The 16,574-nt window shown below is 61.9% G+C and carries 16 protein-coding genes and 1 tRNA gene; 10 read left to right on the top strand and 7 right to left on the bottom strand.

All coding sequences use genetic code 11. The annotated features are described in order from the left end of the window. The first annotated feature begins 110 nt into the window (after window positions 1-110). From glpD to MESCI_RS20230, 9 genes are all read left to right on the top strand, one after another. On the top strand, window positions 111-1,637 hold the full coding sequence (glpD, locus tag MESCI_RS20270; protein WP_013531813.1) for a glycerol-3-phosphate dehydrogenase: 1,527 nt from the start codon (window positions 111-113) through the stop codon (window positions 1,635-1,637). A 42-nt stretch (window positions 1,638-1,679) separates the two neighbouring features. After that, window positions 1,680-2,759: an ABC transporter ATP-binding protein gene (locus tag MESCI_RS20265; protein ID WP_013531812.1), complete on the top strand. Its 1,080-nt coding sequence runs from the start codon at window positions 1,680-1,682 to the stop codon at window positions 2,757-2,759. Window positions 2,760-2,769: 10 nt separating this feature from the next. Then, entirely contained in the window at window positions 2,770-3,837 is a 1,068-nt protein-coding gene (locus tag MESCI_RS20260) for an ABC transporter ATP-binding protein (RefSeq protein WP_013531811.1), read from the top strand. Next, window positions 3,838-4,704: a carbohydrate ABC transporter permease gene (locus MESCI_RS20255; protein ID WP_013531810.1), complete on the top strand. Its 867-nt coding sequence runs from the start codon at window positions 3,838-3,840 to the stop codon at window positions 4,702-4,704. A 1-nt stretch (window position 4,705) separates the two neighbouring features. Further along, a complete protein-coding gene (locus tag MESCI_RS20250) occupies window positions 4,706-5,620 on the top strand; it encodes a carbohydrate ABC transporter permease (RefSeq protein ID WP_013531809.1) in 915 nt (304 codons plus the stop codon). 2 nt (window positions 5,621-5,622) lie between these two features. Beyond that, window positions 5,623-5,910 (top strand): DUF2160 domain-containing protein, encoded by a 288-nt coding sequence (locus tag MESCI_RS20245; RefSeq protein ID WP_013531808.1) that lies wholly within the window; start codon window positions 5,623-5,625, stop codon window positions 5,908-5,910. Window positions 5,911-5,989: 79 nt separating this feature from the next. Continuing rightward, entirely contained in the window at window positions 5,990-7,717 is a 1,728-nt protein-coding gene (locus MESCI_RS20240; protein WP_013531807.1) for an ABC transporter substrate-binding protein, read from the top strand. Between the two features lie 199 nt (window positions 7,718-7,916). Then, the gene (gene glpK / locus MESCI_RS20235; RefSeq protein WP_013531806.1) at window positions 7,917-9,407 is read left to right on the top strand and encodes a glycerol kinase GlpK; all 1,491 of its coding nucleotides are present in this window, start codon (window positions 7,917-7,919) and stop codon (window positions 9,405-9,407) included. Window positions 9,408-9,500: 93 nt separating this feature from the next. After that, a complete protein-coding gene (locus MESCI_RS20230) occupies window positions 9,501-9,908 on the top strand; it encodes a DUF6882 domain-containing protein (protein ID WP_224672845.1) in 408 nt (135 codons plus the stop codon). Window positions 9,909-9,994: 86 nt separating this feature from the next. Here the strand turns inward: MESCI_RS20230 and MESCI_RS20225 are convergent, their stop codons facing one another. Beyond that, a complete protein-coding gene (locus MESCI_RS20225; RefSeq protein WP_013531805.1) occupies window positions 9,995-10,480 on the bottom strand; it encodes a BA14K family protein in 486 nt (161 codons plus the stop codon). A gap of 255 nt (window positions 10,481-10,735) precedes the next feature. Here MESCI_RS20225 and MESCI_RS20220 point away from each other — a divergent pair. Further along, window positions 10,736-10,811 (top strand) — tRNA-Lys (locus tag MESCI_RS20220). 245 nt (window positions 10,812-11,056) lie between these two features. Here the strand turns inward: MESCI_RS20220 and MESCI_RS20215 are convergent. The 6 genes from MESCI_RS20215 to MESCI_RS20190 form a co-directional block, all read right to left on the bottom strand. Next, window positions 11,057-11,527: a nucleoside deaminase gene (locus MESCI_RS20215; RefSeq protein WP_063173672.1), complete on the bottom strand. Its 471-nt coding sequence runs from the start codon at window positions 11,525-11,527 to the stop codon at window positions 11,057-11,059. Between the two features lie 108 nt (window positions 11,528-11,635). Continuing rightward, window positions 11,636-12,697 (bottom strand): ABC transporter ATP-binding protein, encoded by a 1,062-nt coding sequence (locus MESCI_RS20210; RefSeq protein WP_013531803.1) that lies wholly within the window; start codon window positions 12,695-12,697, stop codon window positions 11,636-11,638. Between the two features lie 41 nt (window positions 12,698-12,738). Beyond that, on the bottom strand, window positions 12,739-13,560 hold the full coding sequence (locus MESCI_RS20205) for a carbohydrate ABC transporter permease (RefSeq protein ID WP_013531802.1): 822 nt from the start codon (window positions 13,558-13,560) through the stop codon (window positions 12,739-12,741). Then, window positions 13,561-14,499, bottom strand: a complete 939-nt coding sequence (locus MESCI_RS20200) for a carbohydrate ABC transporter permease (RefSeq protein WP_013531801.1) — start codon at window positions 14,497-14,499, stop codon at window positions 13,561-13,563. Continuing rightward, window positions 14,499-15,836, bottom strand: coding sequence for an ABC transporter substrate-binding protein (locus MESCI_RS20195; RefSeq protein WP_013531800.1), 1,338 nt, complete (start codon window positions 15,834-15,836; stop codon window positions 14,499-14,501). The genes MESCI_RS20200 and MESCI_RS20195 overlap by 1 nt, the downstream gene beginning before the upstream one ends. Window positions 15,837-15,898: 62 nt before the next feature. Next, window positions 15,899-16,558, bottom strand: a complete 660-nt coding sequence (locus MESCI_RS20190; protein ID WP_013531799.1) for a GntR family transcriptional regulator — start codon at window positions 16,556-16,558, stop codon at window positions 15,899-15,901. Between the last annotated feature and the right edge of the window lie 16 nt (window positions 16,559-16,574).

The following is a 16,574-nucleotide window of genomic DNA, read 5'->3' as shown; positions in this document are numbered from 1 at the left end:
ATCACGCGCCCGTGATATTTCGTTTGACATTCGTTATCATTTCGAAATAATTCCGACACGGTTTCGTAAAAGCCCAAAAATGGTGCAATGCGAAATCGCTGGAGGAATTTGTGGACGCATCTCCGATCCGTGACATTTTCGTCATAGGCGGCGGCATCAATGGCTGCGGTATCGCCCGCGACGCCGTCGGGCGTGGCTTTTCCGTCTTTCTCGCCGAGATGAACGACCTCGCCAGCGGGACTTCCTCGGGCTCGACCAAATTGATCCATGGCGGCCTGCGCTACCTCGAATTCTACGAATTCCGCCTGGTGCGCGAAGCGCTGATGGAGCGCGAGGTTCTTTGGAAGAACGCGCCGCACATCATCTGGCCGATGCGCTTCGTGCTGCCCTATGCCAAGGGCCTGCGCCCGGCCTGGCTGATCAGGCTCGGTCTCTTCCTCTACGACCACATTGGTGGGCGCAAATTGCTGCCGGCGACCCGGACGCTGGACATGGCCAGGGATCCGGCCGGCAAGCCTTTGAAGCCGCTATTCAAGAAGGCCTTCGAATATTCGGATGGCTGGGTCAATGATGCGCGGCTGGTGGCGCTGAATGCACGTGATGCGGCCGACCGCGGCGCAACGGTCCGCACCCGCACGAAAGTGACCGGCGCGCGCCGCGAAAACGGCTTGTGGACGGTCCAGGTCGAGGATCTGCAGACCGGCGAGACCGAGGAGATCAAGGCGCGCCTGCTGGTCAATGCCGCCGGCCCCTGGGTCGATCATGTGCTTTCCGGCGTCGTCGGCCTCAACGATGTGCACAATGTCCGCCTCGTGCAGGGCAGCCACATCGTCATCGCCAGGAAGTTCGACGATCCGCGCGCCTATTTCTTCCAGAACAGGGATGGTCGAATCATCTTCGCCATTCCCTACGAGGAAGAGTTCACCCTGATCGGCACCACGGACCAGGATTATCCCGGTGATCCGCATGACGTGAGGATCAGCGACACCGAGATCGACTATCTCTGCGCCGCAGCAAGCGAATATTTCGCTGAAGCCGTCAAGCGCTCGGACATCGTCTGGACCTATTCCGCCGTCCGTCCGCTCTATGATGACGGAGCCTCCAAGGCGCAGGAAGCGACGCGCGACTATGTGCTCAAGGCCGATGGCGGCGAGGGTGCCGCCCCGATCGTCAACGCCTTCGGCGGCAAGATCACCACCTATCGCCGGCTGTCGGAATCGATGCTGGAAAAGATCGAGGGTTTTCTGGGTAAACGCGGCAAGCCGTGGACGGCAAACGCGCCGTTGCCGGGTGGCGATTTCCCGGCCACCGGTTTCGATGCCGAAGTGGCGAAACTGAAGACCGCCTATCCGTTCCTCGACGCGCGCCTGGCTCGCCGGCTGACCCGGCTCTATGGCACCCGCGCAAGGATGCTGCTGGGGCTGGCCAAATCGAACGTCGATCTCGGCCGCAACTTCGGCGCCGATCTCTACGAGGCCGAGGTGCGCTATCTCGTTCAAAACGAATGGGCCGTCACATCGGAAGATGTATTGTGGCGCCGTACCAAGCGCGGTCTGCATCTCAGCCGCGAGCAGGTGGCGGCTCTCGATGAATTCATGCACGGCATAAGCCGGCGCCATGTCGCGGCTGCCGAATGAAGAGGGGTTTGAGCTGATGCGGAAGGCCTGGGAGGAGGCGTCATGCTGGAACTGAGAAACGTCACCAAGACGGTCGGCGCTGTCGCGCATATAAGCGATGTGTCGCTGACGCTCCAGCACGGCTCGCTCAATGTCCTGCTCGGACCGACGCTTTCGGGCAAGACCAGCCTGATGCGGCTGATGGCCGGCCTCGACGTGCCGACCTCCGGTTCGATCTGGTTCGACGGCCAGAATGTCACCGGCGTGCCGGTGCAGAAGCGCAAGATCGCCATGGTCTACCAGCAGTTCATCAACTATCCGGCGATGACCGTCTATGAGAACATCGCCTCGCCGCTCAGGGTGGCGGGAACCGATCAGGCGAAGATCGACAAGGAAGTGCGCCATGCCGCAGCACTTCTCAAGCTGACGCCCTATCTCGACCGCACGCCGCTGAGCCTGTCCGGTGGCCAGCAGCAGCGCACCGCACTGGCGCGCGCCATCGTCAAGAACGCCAGCCTGGTGCTGCTCGACGAACCGCTCGCCAATCTCGACTACAAATTGCGCGAGGAACTGCGCGCCGAATTGCCCAGGATCTTCGCCGCCGCCGGCGCCATCTTCGTCTACGCCACGACCGAGCCGCACGAAGCGCTGCTGCTCGGCGGCAACACGGCGACGCTTTCCGAAGGGCGGATTACCCAGTTCGGACCGACCATCGACGTGTTCCGCAAACCGGTCGATCTGGTGACGGCCAAGACTTTCGCCGACCCGCCGCTCAACACCATCGTGCTGGCCAAGAAAGGTGGGGATTTCCTGCTGGAAGGTGGGGTCAAACTGCCGGTGCCCGCCGATCTCGCCGGCATTGCCGATGCCATGTACACGGTCGGTTTTCAGCCGCATCACCTGTCGCTCGATCGGCCCAATGCCGCCGCTGTGCCGGTGCGCGCCAAGGTGACGATCACCGAGATCACCGGCTCGGAAAGCTTCATCCATCTCGATTTCGCGGACGCGCGCTGGGTGATGCTGAGCCACGGCATCCGCGACTTCGAACCCGACGCCGAGATCGAGGTGTTCATCGATCCGCGCCACATCATGGTCTTCGACGAGCACGGCCGTGCCGTGGCCGCGCCGAAGCTGGCGGCTTGAGGGGAAAGATATGGCACGCATAGACGTCAACCATGTCAGGCATTCCTATCTGCCGAACCCTCGGAAGGATGCCGATTTCGCGCTCAGGGAAGTGCACCACACCTTCGAGGACGGCGGCGCCTATGCGCTGCTCGGGCCATCGGGCTGCGGCAAGACCACGCTGCTCAACATCATTTCGGGATTGCTGCACCCGTCGCACGGTCAGTTGCTGTTCAACGGCAAGGACGTGACCAATTTGTCGACGCAGGAGCGCAATATCGCGCAGGTGTTCCAGTTCCCGGTCATCTACGACACCATGACCGTCTACGACAATCTGGCCTTCCCGCTGCGCAATCGCGGCGTGCCGGAAGCCGATGTCGACCGCAAGGTGCGCGAGACGCTGGAGATGATCGACCTGGCGTCTTGGGCGAAGAAGAAGGCGAGGGGCCTGACCGCCGACCAGAAGCAGAAGATCTCGCTCGGCCGCGGGCTGGTGCGCTCCGACGTCAACGCCATCCTGTTCGACGAGCCGCTGACCGTCATCGACCCGCATATGAAATGGGTGCTGCGCTCGCAGCTGAAGCAGCTGCACCGCCGCTTCGGCTACACCATGGTCTATGTGACCCACGACCAGACCGAGGCGCTGACCTTCGCCGACCAGGTTGTGGTCATGTATGACGGCGGCATCGTCCAGATCGGCACGCCGGCCGAACTGTTCGAACGGCCACGCCATACCTTTGTCGGTTATTTCATCGGCTCGCCCGGCATGAACGTCATGCCGGTGGCCATCGACGGCAAGACGGCGACGCTCGGCTCGCAGCGCATCGAACTGCCGGGCGCGCCAAAAGCGGGCAGCGGCGCCATCGAACTCGGCATCCGTCCCGAATATGTCCGGCTTGGCCGCGACGGCATGGCCGTGCAGGTCAGCAAGGTCGAGGATCTCGGCCGCCACAAGGTGGTCCGCGCCAAGCTCGAAGGCCGCGAGATTGCGGCCGTCATCGGTGAGGACGAGACCGTGCCGGCCGATCCGAAGGTGCGGTTCGAGCCGGCCGGCATCAACATCTATGCCGATTCCTGGCGCGTCGAGATGGGGGCATAGATGGAAAAGACCTGGAACAACAAGGCCTGGTTCCTGGTGCTGCCGGTGCTGGTGCTGGTGGCGTTCTCGGCGGTCATCCCGCTGATGACCGTCGTCAACTATTCGGTGCAGGACACTTTCGGCAACAACGTCTTCTTCTGGGCCGGCACCGAGTGGTTCGAGGAACTGCTGTCTTCCAGCCGCTTCTGGGAAGCGATGGTCCGCAACCTGATCTTCTCCTTCATCATCCTGGCGATCGAAGTGCCGCTCGGCATCTTCATCGCGCTCAACATGCCGAAAAAGGGCTGGGGCGTGCCGGTCTGCCTGGTGCTCATGGCGCTGCCGCTGCTGATTCCGTGGAACGTCGTCGGCACCATCTGGCAGGTCTTCGGCCGCAACGACATCGGCCTGCTCGGCTACTACGTCAACGCGCTCGGCATCGACTACAACTATGTGCAGGACCCGTTCGATGCCTGGGTCACCGTCATCATCATGGATGTCTGGCACTGGACCAGCCTCGTCGTGCTGCTCTGCTATGCCGGCCTGGTCTCCATTCCGGATGCCTTCTATCAGGCGGCCAAGATCGATGGCGCCTCGCGCTGGGCGGTGTTCCGCTACATCCAGCTGCCGAAGATGAACAGGGTGCTGCTGATCGCCGTGCTGCTTCGCTTCATGGACAGCTTCATGATCTATACCGAACCCTTCGTGGTGACGGGAGGCGGTCCCGGCAACTCGACGACATTCCTGTCGATCGACCTCGTCAAGACCGCGCTCGGCCAGTTCGACCTCGGTCCGGCCGCAGCCATGTCGCTGGTCTACTTCCTCATCGTCCTTCTGCTGTCATGGGTCTTCTACACCGTGATGACCAACTACGACGCGGAGCGCTGAGATGACCGGCGCCAACGAAAGAGCCGATAGAGTGAGCGAGACCACAGCAGCGGGCAAACTGGCGAGCACACTGTCGCAGGATCAGGTCGCCCGGCTGATGCGCAAACGCGGCGAGGAATCGCGCTGGTGGTGGATCGTGCCGACGATCTACATCGTCGTGCTTTTGCTGCCGATCTACTGGCTCATCAACATGAGCTTCAAGACCAATGCCGAGATCGTCTCCTCGCTGACGCTCTATCCGCACCAGCCGACGCTCGCCAACTACGTCACCATCTTCACCGACGCCTCCTGGTACTCGGGCTACATCAACTCGATCACCTATGTGGTGATGAATATGGTGATCTCGGTGGCTGCCGCGCTGCCGGCAGCCTACGCCTTCTCGCGCTACCGCTTCCTCGGCGACAAGCACCTGTTCTTCTGGCTGCTGACCAACCGCATGGCGCCGCCGGCGGTGTTCGCGCTGCCGTTCTTCCAGCTCTATTCGGCCTTCGGCCTGATCGACACCCACATCGCCGTCGCGCTTGCCCATTGCCTGTTCAACGTGCCGCTGGCGGTGTGGATCCTCGAAGGCTTCATGTCGGGTGTGCCGAAGGAAATCGACGAAACCGCCTATATCGACGGCTATTCGTTCCCGCGCTTCTTCGTCAGGATCTTCATGCCCCTGATCGCCAGCGGCATCGGCGTGGCCTGCTTCTTCTGCTTCATGTTCTCCTGGGTGGAACTGTTGATTGCCCGCACGCTGACCACCACCGACGCCAAGCCGATCGCCGCCACCATGACCCGCACGGTTTCGGCCGCTGGCATGGACTGGGGCCTGCTCGCCGCCGCCGGCGTGCTGACGTTGATCCCCGGCGCGCTCGTCATCTGGTTTGTGCGCAATTATATCGCCAAGGGCTTCGCCCTGGGGAGGGTTTGACGATGAATTTCGACCTCACCTGGATGGCGTGGACGTGGCCGACGGCGGCCTTTTTCGGGACCATCCTTCTGCTGCTGTGCGGCATGGCGGCTTGGGAATACGCTTCGCCGGGCGGCAATCCGCGCGTCGGCGTGCTGCGCTTCGAGACAACGCGCGGCGACCGTCTTTTCCTGTCGCTGCTTGGCAGCGCCTTTATCCATCTCGCTTGGTTGGGTCTTGTCGGATCCAACCTGTGGTGGGCTCTCGCTCTCTCCGTGGTCTACGCCATTGGCGTGTTCCGCTACGTATAGAGGGGGAAACTGTTGGAGCGACCGCGTGCCGGCGGCCGCTCCAGATCGCACTTGAACCTTAAAACTGTGGAGGAAACACATGCGAAGGCAATTTTTAACATCAACGACGGCCCTTGTCCTGTTGCTGGGCGTGGGCAATGCCTATGCCGGGATGGACGAGGCAAAGGCTTTCCTGGACAAGGAAATCGGCCCGCTCTCGACGCTCGACCGCGCTGGCCAGGAAGCCGAAATGCAGTGGTTCATCGATGCCGCGAAGCCTTTCGCCGGCATGGACATCAAGGTCGTTTCGGAAACCATCGCCACGCACCAGTATGAATCGCAGGTGCTGGCGCCGGCCTTTACCGCCATCACCGGCATCAAGATCACGCATGACGTCATCCAGGAAGGCGACGTCGTCGAGAAGATCCAGACCCAGATGCAGACGGGCCAGAACCTTTATGACGGCTGGGTCAACGATTCCGACCTGATCGGCACCCACTGGCGCTACCAGCAGGTGCGCAATTTGACCGACTGGATGGCGGGCGAGGGCAAGGATGTCACCAACCCGAACCTCGACCTGAAGGATTTTATCGGCACCTCGTTCACGACCGCTCCGGACAAGAAGCTCTATCAGCTTCCCGACCAGCAGTTCGCGAACCTCTACTGGTTCCGTTACGACTGGTTCAACGACGAGAAGAACAAGGCGGACTTCAAGGCCAAGTACGGCTACGACCTTGGCGTTCCCGTCAACTGGTCTGCCTATGAGGACATCGCCGAGTTCTTCACCGGCCGCGAGATCGACGGCAAGAAGGTCTATGGCCACATGGACTACGGCAAGAAGGACCCGTCGCTCGGCTGGCGGTTCACCGACGCCTGGCTGTCGATGGCCGGCAATGGCGACAAGGGCCTGCCGAACGGTCTGCCGGTCGATGAGTGGGGCATTAAGGTCGACGAGAATTCGCGTCCGGTCGGCTCCTGCACGGCGCGCGGCGGCGACACCAATGGCCCGGCCGCCGTCTACTCGATCCAGAAATACCTCGACTGGCTGAAGGCCTACGCTCCGGCGGAAGCCCAGGGCATGACCTTCTCCGAATCCGGCCCGGTTCCGGCGCAGGGCGCGGTTGCCCAGCAGATCTTTTGGTACACCGCCTTCACCGCTTCGATGGTCGATGCCGGCGCCAAGGCGGTGCTGAACGACGACGGTACGCCGAAGTGGCGCATGGCGCCGTCGCCGCATGGCGTCTACTGGAAGGACGGCATGAAGCTCGGCTATCAGGACGTCGGCTCCTGGACGCTGATGAAGTCGACCCCGACCGACCGCGCCAAGGCCGCCTGGCTCTACGCGCAGTTCGTCACCTCGAAGACAGTCGACGTGAAGAAGAGCCATGTCGGCTTGACCTTCATCCGCGAGAGCACGATCCACGACAAGAGCTTCACCGAGCGGGCTCCGAAGCTCGGTGGCCTGATCGAGTTCTACCGTTCGCCGGCCCGCGTTCAGTGGTCGCCGACCGGCACCAACGTGCCTGACTATCCGAAGCTGGCACAGCTCTGGTGGCAGGCGATCGGCGATGCGTCGTCGGGCGCCAAGACCGCGCAGGAAGCGATGGACTCGCTCTGCGGCGAACAGGAAAAGGTCATGAGCCGCATCGAGAAGTCGGGCGTCCAGGGCGATATCGGCCCAAAGATGGCCGAAGAGCATGACCTCGCCTACTGGAACGCCGACGCGGTCAAGAAGGGCAATCTCGCTCCTCAGTTGAAGATCGAGAACGAGAAGGAAAAGCCGATCACCATCAACTACGACGAACTGGTGAAGAGCTGGCAGAAGTAGCCTTGGTGTCGGCGCTCGCGCCAGCATCATGAGAATAGGGGAGGCGGCATCTTGCCGTCTCCCCTGTTTGTGTAAAAGACTAAAGCGCGTCGCGTTGAGACGGATTCATGCAACGCGCTTTAGGTCTTTGTTTTTGTGCATGTCGTTCTCCCAAAACCGAGGTCACCTTTGGGCGACATGCATTAAGCGGGGAAGCAGAATGACCGGATACATCCTTGCCATCGACCAGGGCACGACTTCGACCCGGGCGATCCTGTTCGACGGCGATATGAAGGTTGCCGGCAGCGGGCAGAAGGAATTCACCCAGCACTATCCGGCCTCCGGCTGGGTCGAGCACGATCCCGAAGACATCTGGGCGAGCGTGGTGACGACCGTGAAGGCGGCGCTGAAGAATGCCGGCCGGGCTGCATCCGAAGTGGCCGCGCTCGGCATCACCAATCAGCGCGAAACCGTCGTCATCTGGGACAAGGCGACCGGCAAGCCGATCCACAATGCCATTGTCTGGCAGGACCGGCGCACCACGCCGCTGTGCCAGAAACTGAAGAAGCAGGGACTGGAGAAAAAGTTCACCAAAAAAACCGGCCTGCTGCTTGATCCGTATTTTTCCGGTACCAAGATCGCCTGGATGCTGGACAAGGTAAAAGGGGCGCGGCGTCGTGCCGAGAAGGGCGAGTTGCTCGCCGGCACCATCGACAGCTTTCTGATCTGGCGGCTGACCGGCGGCAAGGTCCACGCCACGGACGCAACCAACGCCTCGCGCACGCTGGTCTACAACATCGAGAAAAATGCCTGGGACAACGAACTGCTGTCGATACTGAACATCCCGGCAAAAATGCTACCCGAGGTAAAAGACTGCGCCGATGACTATGGAATCACGGAGAAAAATCTCTTCGGCGCCGAGATAAGAATCCTTGGCGTTGCCGGCGACCAGCACGCGGCGACCATCGGCCAGGCCTGTTTCGAGCCGGGCATGATGAAATCCACCTACGGCACGGGCTGCTTTGCGCTGCTCAACACCGGCAGCGACCTTGTGCGTTCGAAGAACCGGCTCTTGACCACTATTGCCTACAGGCTGAACGGCAAGACCACTTATGCGCTGGAGGGCTCGATCTTCATTGCCGGCGCCGCGGTCCAATGGCTGCGCGACGGCATCAAGGTGATCGGCAAGGCCGAGCAAAGCGGCAAGCTGGCTGCCGAGGCTGATCCAACGCAAAACGTCTACCTGGTGCCGGCCTTCGTCGGGCTCGGCGCGCCGCATTGGGACGCCGAGGCACGCGGCGCCATTTTCGGGCTGACGCGCAATTCCGGGCCGGCGGAATTCGCCCGCGCCGCACTCGAATCCGTCGCCTACCAGACGCGCGACCTGCTCGACGCCATGCGTAAGGACTGGAAGGGAGCTTCGGCCAAGACCGTGCTGCGGGTCGACGGCGGCATGGTTGCGTCGGACTGGACCATGCAGAGGCTGGCCGACATCCTCGACGCGCCGGTCGACCGTCCGACCATCCTGGAGACGACGGCGCTGGGTGCCGCGTGGCTCGCCGGGTCGAAGGCAGGCGTGTGGCCGGATGCCAAGAAATTCGCGAAGAGCTGGGCGCTCGAGCGGAGGTTCCAGCCGGCCATGGATGGCTCCGCGCGCGCAGCCAAACTTGCTGGTTGGCGCGATGCTGTGCGCCGGACGCTGAGCGTGTAGTGAGCAGCCATCAGGGTGAGGGGAGAATGAAGCCAGACTGGTATCCTGCTTGGCGCGACGGCCGTTGAGCAACTGCATGCCAAGAATGACCGCTTGCATAGAGATTTTCGCCTCGGCAGTTGGTCACGCTATGACTATGACCTCACGGCCGGAAAGCTTCTGTTCTCGGATGAAGGAGGCGTCAAGATCGTCACTGAGATCCAGATTGCAGGCTCCACGAGCGCCAAGGCCAGCAATTGGCTGTGGGCTTGGGCAAATTCGAATTTGCCCAGCGAGCTTCTCAGCGACGCCAAGCTGGTTCGCTCCTTCGGCGAGAAGAACAGCATAGATGAGTTGGCCCAGGCCTATGTGCCCAACGCCGGCAATGACCTGGAAGCGCTGGGTTGGGAATTGACGGGAACAATGGTTCGAATTTGCCATGCTCTCGGTGCGTATCGCTCACCGCGTGGTGAGGGTGGAGCGCTCTATTTGATTTTCAAAAGTATCAGCTGGGCGAACTGACCAGCACTCTCGCGCCTGGACACGTCGAAAAATGGCCCGCGCTGTTGCCGGCGCAGGCCATTTTTACTCGGTACTCACACTTCGGATCAGTAAGGCGAACGGCACTCCTTGCGAGGGCCGTAATTCGGCTGGAACGTGTTGTCCGAAGCCCGGTAGCTGCGATAGTGGTCGTAGCACCACTGGACGTGGGCGTTGCCCCCGTAGACGCGGTTGTTTTCGTTGTTGATGATTGCCCCGGTAATCAGCGCGCCGGTAGCGAAGGCCGCAAGCGGGAACCAATAATCGCCGTGACGACGGTAGCCGGGGCGATATTCGCGATAGCCCCGATGGCCGTTCCAATACGCGCCGCGATTGCGGGAAAAATTGCGGTCACGCGAAAAACTGCGGTCACGCGAAAAATTGCGATTGTAGCGGTCCTTGCGCCACTCCCGGTACTGGACTGTCTGTACATCCGGCACCGCGACCTGGGACTGCGGCACATAGTTCGGTTGGGCATTAACCGACACCGCCTCCGCCGCAACGAATGTGGCGGAGAGAGCGGTCGCCAGCAGGCTCGTTGTGATTCTGTTCATTGGTCTTCTCCTCGATGGTTTGGCGGACGTCCCTGTGCCCGAAAAACGAGCGGCGCATACAATTGTTCCCCAGACTGGATGCCACCGTCAGGCATAAATGGCAGCGTTCCTTGGCCGTTCTCCCGCGACAGCGCGTGGGACAATTGCCGCGACAGGGCGAAGCCGCCCGTGTTGCGAGACCTCTTTTTCCGGTTGACCGGTCGAGGCACTCTCCCTATGTTCCGCGCAATTTCGAGGGCCGCCTTTCGCCCGCGGGAGCGCGTAGCTCAGCCGGTAGAGCAACTGACTTTTAATCAGTAGGTCATGGGTTCGAATCCCATCGCGCTCACCATTATTTTAGCGTTAAATATCAGCCACTTAGGGCCTTTGAGTCTTTGAGAAAGCAGCGACTGTGAGTTTTCACGGCCTGCACGCCCTTCTCAAGGATCTCGCCACGGGCAACGCATGACAAGATCGTCCCACTTCGGATCGTTGATTCTACAAGTCTTTGATTTTGTTGAACGGCGGCGGCGACTCCCACCGCGATCCGACAGTCACTGCTGCCATTGATCGACCTTACCAACCGGGACGAAGCCGTCAGCGCTTCCAGAAATCGCGGTGCGGTGCGAGCATCTCGTCGGCGATGTCGGGGAAGGGGCCAAAGACCTCGATCTTTTTCTGGCCGGAGCCGAGGACGGTGCGCGAAGAGAGGCTCATCGTAGGATTCTCCGCGTGATCCCCGGTGAGCGCCAGGAGCTCGGTCTCCTCTACCCCGTAAACCAGCCGCCCGATATTGGCCCAATACATCGTGCCGGCGCACATCGCGCACGGCTCGAAGGTTGAGACCAGCGTGCATTGCCACAGGAACTCCGGCTCGTAGGCAGCCGCGGCGCGCCGGGCGAGCTCCGTCTCGGCATGGCGCACCGTGTCGAGATTGCCCTGCCGCATCAGCACGCGGTCATCCGGCCCGACCAGAACGCAACCAAAGGGATGATGCCCATGTGCCGCCGCCTCGCGCGCGACCGCGTCGGCGGATCGAAGGTGGGCGAGCATCTGATCGCGTGTCATGGCAAAACCCCGGGACGCCGACATCCACCCGATGAGCGGCTCTTTGATCCGAGATTGCTGCCAAGCGATGCGAGTGGCAAGAGCGAACCGTGGCTTGAGACCTTTGCGCTAGAATCGCCGACCGGTCTTGGCGTCGAACAGATGAGCACAGGCGCGGTCGATCTCGATGCGCATCTGCGCGCCTTGCTTCAGCGCAAGCCGCTCCCGGAATAGGCAGGAGATTTCCTCGCCGGCGCAGTCGACCCTGGCGAAGATTTCCGAACCCGTGGCTTCCAGAAGCACGATCGTGCCGGCAATACCCTGGGAAATCGTTGCTCGGATATGTTCGGGACGGATGCCGTAGATGAGTTCACCCACGGGAATTTTTGCCAGGTTGATGCCTTCCGGCAGCGGCAGGGTCAGCCCACTGGCGCTGCGGAAAACGCCTTCCTCGACGCGGCCGGCAATGAAGTTCATGGCCGGCGAGCCAATGAAGCCGGCAACGAACAGATTGGCCGGACGGTCATAAAGGTCGAGCGGCGCACCGATCTGCTCGACAAGGCCGTCATGCAGCACGACGATCTTGTCGGCCATGGTCATGGCCTCGATCTGATCATGCGTGACGTAAATGGTGGTGGTGCCCAGCCGCTGGTGCAACGCCTTGATCTCGCCGCGCATCTGGACGCGCAATTTGGCGTCGAGATTGCTGAGCGGCTCGTCGAACAGGAAGACTTGCGGGTCGCGCACGATGGCGCGGCCCATGGCGACGCGCTGGCGCTGGCCGCCGGAGAGCTGGCGCGGATAGCGGTCGAGCAGCTTGTCGAGGCCCAGGATGCTGGCGGCCCTGCCGACGCGGCTTGCGGTGTCGGCCGGATCGGCTTTCTTGATCTTGAGGGCAAAGCCCATATTGTCCGCCACCGTCATGTGCGGATAGAGCGCGTAGTTCTGGAACACCATGGCGATGTTGCGGTCGCGCGCCCGCAGATTGTTGACGGTGCGATCGCCAATGGCGATCCTGCCACCCGAGATCGTTTCAAGTCCGGCAATCATGCGCAGCAGCGTCGACTTCCCGCAGCCCGACGGGCCGACCAGGATGACGAACTCGCCGTCAGCGATATCGACGCTGACATCGTGGATAATCCTGGCCGTTCCGAAAGCCTTTTGCACGTTGTTGATTGTGACCGATGCCATTGGGTTTTCCTCGAAAAAGAGTGCGATGCCGTAGCGTGCCTTCAGCCGCCCTTGACGGCGCCCGCGGTCAGTCCGGCGACGATCTGCCTTTGTGCGAACATGGTCAGGACCAGTACCGGCAGTGTCACCACCAGGGCCGCGGCGGCGAGCGGCCCCCAGCTCACTTGCTCGTAGGAGAGCATGTTGTAGACGGCGACCGGCAGCGTGCGCGTCTCACGGCTGGCGAGCACCACGCCGAAGACGAAATTGTTCCATGAGAAGATGACGGACAGGATAAAAGCGACCACTATGCCCGGCTTGGCGATGGGCAAGGCGACCAGCCGGAACACCTGCCAGGAACTGGCGCCGTCGATGTTGGCGGCCTCTTCCAGTTCCATCGGGGTGGTCTCGAAATAGCCGATCATCACCCAGACGACGATCGGCACGGTCACCACCAGATGGATGATGATCTGCGGCCACAGCGTGCCGAGAATGCCGACCCATTGGAACAGCAGGAACAGCGGGATGAGATAGGAAAGCCCCGGCGTCATGCGGGCGATCATGATGACCACCGCCGATCGCTCGGCCTTGAGCCGCGCGATGCCATAGCCGGCCGGCACGCCGATCAGCAGCGCCAAAAGCGTCGCCGTGCCGGTCACCAGAACCGAATTCCAGAGATAGAGCAGGAAATTGTTCTCCTCGAACACTTTTGCATAGTTCGACCAGGCGAGATGTTCGGGGATCAGGATCGGCGGATAGGCGCCGTTGTCGATCTCGAATTTCAGCGACAGCGAGATCATCCAGAGGAAGAACAGGATCGCCGGCGAGACGAAGACCAGGGCCGCGAAGAACAGCCCGATCCGGTTGAGCAGTCGTGAACTCATCTATTTGCCCTCCACGCCGATCCACTGCGAGCGCTGGCGCAACATCAGGAGGATGAAGGACAGGGCGACGATGACGATGAAGAACACCACGGCCATGGCCGAGCCATAGCCGATGTCGTAGTAGGAGAAGGCGGTGTTGTAGAGATAGATGTTGATGGTCTCCGAGGCCGTGCCCGGCCCGCCCTGGGTCATCGCGTAGATGATGTCGAAACTCTTCAGTGCGTCGATGGTGCGGATGATCACCGCGATCATCAGGAACGGCGCGATCATCGGCAAGGTGAGATAGCGGAATTGCTGCCAGGCATTGGCGCCGTCGATTTCGGCGCTTTCGAACGGCTCGCGCGGCACGGACGCCAGGCCGCCGAGCACGATCAGCATCACCAGCGGCGTCCACTGCCAGGTCTCGACCGCAACCAGCGACGGGATGACCGTGTTGGCGTTGAAGATCCATTCCTGCGCCGGAATGCCGACCAGCGACAGAAGATAGTTGAGGACGCCGAGCTGGGGGTGGAACATCATCGTCCAGACCAGCGCCACGGCGACCGGCGTTGCCATCATAGGCATCACGAAGACGCCGCGCAGCAGGCCACGCAGCGGAAACCTGGCGTCGAAGATCAGGGCGGCGATGGTGCCGAGCAACATCGGCGCGGCAACCGAAAGGAAGGTGTAGCTCAAAGTATGGAGAAGCGATTCCCAGAAGCGTTGGTCGTACGCCAGCCGCAGATAATTCTCCATCCCGGCAAAGCTTCGCGACTGGCCGAGCGTCCAGCGGTTGACGCTCATCCACAGCGTGAAAGCCCAGGGAAAGACGATCACGGCGCCGACGACGACGAGCGCCGGAACGACGAAAGGCCAGTAGTTGGGAGCCAGCCGGATCGTCTGGCTCCCTTCGATGGCTTGCGTCGTCACCCCGGTGCGTTCTGGGGTGGTGGCGGACATCAGCCTTGCTCGCTCCTGTCGAGGACCGGCTGGAATTGGTCGGTAGCCTTCTTCAACTCCTCGGCGGGATCAGCGCCGGCGATCAAATTGGTCAGCGCCACGCCGTAGATGTCGCGGAACTCTGTGACCGGGATGATGACCGGCAGCGACAGCCGGCTCACATTGCCGGAGCCGACCACCGCATCGAGCCAGCTTGCCGGCATGGTGACACCTTCGCGCACCTTTGGATCTTCGAGCACCGATTTGCGGAACGGTACGCCGGCGCCTGCCTGCAGCAGGCGCGCGCCCATGACCGGCGACACTGCCCACTGGCAGAACAGATAGGCGGCCTCCTTCTTCTCGCTGGTGGCCGTCACGCCGATACCGTCGCCGAAGGTGCCAGCCGCGTGCGCCTTGGGACCCTTGGGCATGACGCCATAGCCGACCTTGCCGACCACCCGCGATTTTTCCGGATTTTCCATCGGCGGGGCAAAGCCGACGCCATCGAACCACATGCCGATCTTGCCTTGCAGGAAGGCGGACTGCGCTTCGGCCCAGTTGAAGCCAGTGACGCCTGGAGGCGCGGATTTGGTCATCAGCCGCTGGTAGAGGTCGGCGGCCTCGATCGCCTCGGGCGACGTCGTGCGCAGCTTGCCCTGAGCGTCGAGTGGCGTCATGTCGTAGCCGAGCATGAGCGATGTCCACACCGGCGTGTTGGCGTTCTTGATGCCGCGGGCGACGAAACCGTAAGTATTGGTCGACGGGTCGGTCAGCGCCTCGGCCGCGGCCACCAGCTGCTCGAAGGTTTCGGGATATTTGAGGCCCTTGGCCTCGAACAACTCCTTGTTCCAGTAAACGATCCAGTAGTCGACCGAGAAGGGCAGCGAGCGCAGCACGCCCTGACCGTCCTTGGCGAACAGCATGCCGGCGTCGGCGAAATCGTTTTCGACCAGACCCGGATCGGTAAGGGTGGGGTCGGCGAGATAGCCTGATATGTCGGCAAGCCAGCCGCCTTTTTCGAACTGCCGCTTCTGCACATGGTAGCTCAGATGCACGACGTCGAAGCTCGGCTTGCCGGAGCTCAATTCGATCACCGTCTTCTGGCGCTGCTGCTGCTCAGGCGTTGCCTCGGCATTGACCTTGATCCCGGTCAACTCCTCGAACTCGGCGAGATATTTTATCAGGGTGTCGCTGCGCGGGCTTTTCACCAGATTGACGTCAAGCGTCGTGCCGGCAAAGCGCTTCCAGTCGACGGCCGCGGCAAAGCCTGGGCGAACACCCACAAGGCCGGCGGCGGCAAGTGCCGCGGTTCCCTGGAGGAGTTGCCTCCTGGTTGGGTTGAACAGATTGGACGACATTTCTTCCTCCCGGTTGCTGTCGTTGTCGAATGCGTCGCGACCGCGACGCGGCTCATGCTTCCTCAGATTTGCAGCGCCAGCCGGCGCGCCTTGTCGATGTGCAGGCTGATCGCCTCGACCGCCTTCTGCGGGTCGCGGCTTTCCATGGCTTCGATGACCGCAAGGTGCTCACGCATGACCGGCACGACGCGCCCGTCGATGCGGAAGCGCTCCTGATGGATCAGCCGGATCTTCACAGAGTTGACCAGATAGGCCTTGGCGATGATCTCGTTGCCCAGCGCATCGATGAAAGTGTCGTGCATCGCCCAGTCGATGCTCTGCGCCCTGGCTTCCATTTCCGGCGTCGGCGCCTGCGAAAGGGCTTGAGCCAGCATCTCCTCGTGTTCGCGCCGCAGGCGGGCAAGTTCGTCATCGGAAGCGCTGGCGGTGAACAGCGCCACCGCTTCGCGCTCCATGAACAGGCGGAACTGAAAAGCCTCGCGGATCAGGCTGATGTCGATATGGGCGATCTGCATGCCGCGCTGCGGGATCGTCGTCAGAAGCCCTTCGGCCTCGAGACGCGGCACGATTTCGCGAATGGCGCCGAGCGGCAGACCGGTGAAGGCGACCAGTTCGCGCTGCGATACGAACTGGCCCGGCAGCAGATCGCGGGCCAGCAAATGCCGCGTGAAGCTGGCATAGGCTTTTTCCCTAAGCGTGGTCGGTTCGCCGCCGTCTTCCATTTCAGCGCGTATCCCT

The organism is Mesorhizobium ciceri biovar biserrulae WSM1271 (assembly GCF_000185905.1).
GTDB lineage: Bacteria > Pseudomonadota > Alphaproteobacteria > Rhizobiales > Rhizobiaceae > Mesorhizobium > Mesorhizobium ciceri.
The sequence above is the reverse complement of the archived record's forward strand: the minus strand, read 5'-3'. Positions and strand labels throughout refer to the sequence as shown.

Excerpts from the sequence above, each read along its gene's own strand:
- MESCI_RS20265 (WP_013531812.1), top strand. The coding sequence starts at position 1,680 with ATGCTGGAACTGAGAAACGTCACCAAGACGGTCGGCGCTGTCGCGCAT.
- MESCI_RS20260 (WP_013531811.1), top strand. The coding sequence starts at position 2,770 with ATGGCACGCATAGACGTCAACCATGTCAGGCATTCCTATCTGCCGAAC.
- MESCI_RS20255 (WP_013531810.1), top strand. The coding sequence starts at position 3,838 with ATGGAAAAGACCTGGAACAACAAGGCCTGGTTCCTGGTGCTGCCGGTG.
- MESCI_RS20250 (WP_013531809.1), top strand. The coding sequence starts at position 4,706 with ATGACCGGCGCCAACGAAAGAGCCGATAGAGTGAGCGAGACCACAGCA.
- MESCI_RS20245 (WP_013531808.1), top strand. The coding sequence starts at position 5,623 with ATGAATTTCGACCTCACCTGGATGGCGTGGACGTGGCCGACGGCGGCC.
- MESCI_RS20240 (WP_013531807.1), top strand. The coding sequence starts at position 5,990 with ATGCGAAGGCAATTTTTAACATCAACGACGGCCCTTGTCCTGTTGCTG.
- glpK (WP_013531806.1), top strand. The coding sequence starts at position 7,917 with ATGACCGGATACATCCTTGCCATCGACCAGGGCACGACTTCGACCCGG.
- MESCI_RS20225 (WP_013531805.1), bottom strand. The coding sequence starts at position 10,480 with ATGAACAGAATCACAACGAGCCTGCTGGCGACCGCTCTCTCCGCCACA.
- MESCI_RS20215 (WP_063173672.1), bottom strand. The coding sequence starts at position 11,527 with ATGACACGCGATCAGATGCTCGCCCACCTTCGATCCGCCGACGCGGTC.
- MESCI_RS20210 (WP_013531803.1), bottom strand. The coding sequence starts at position 12,697 with ATGGCATCGGTCACAATCAACAACGTGCAAAAGGCTTTCGGAACGGCC.
- MESCI_RS20205 (WP_013531802.1), bottom strand. The coding sequence starts at position 13,560 with ATGAGTTCACGACTGCTCAACCGGATCGGGCTGTTCTTCGCGGCCCTG.
- MESCI_RS20200 (WP_013531801.1), bottom strand. The coding sequence starts at position 14,499 with ATGTCCGCCACCACCCCAGAACGCACCGGGGTGACGACGCAAGCCATC.
- MESCI_RS20195 (WP_013531800.1), bottom strand. The coding sequence starts at position 15,836 with ATGTCGTCCAATCTGTTCAACCCAACCAGGAGGCAACTCCTCCAGGGA.
- MESCI_RS20190 (WP_013531799.1), bottom strand. The coding sequence starts at position 16,558 with ATGGAAGACGGCGGCGAACCGACCACGCTTAGGGAAAAAGCCTATGCC.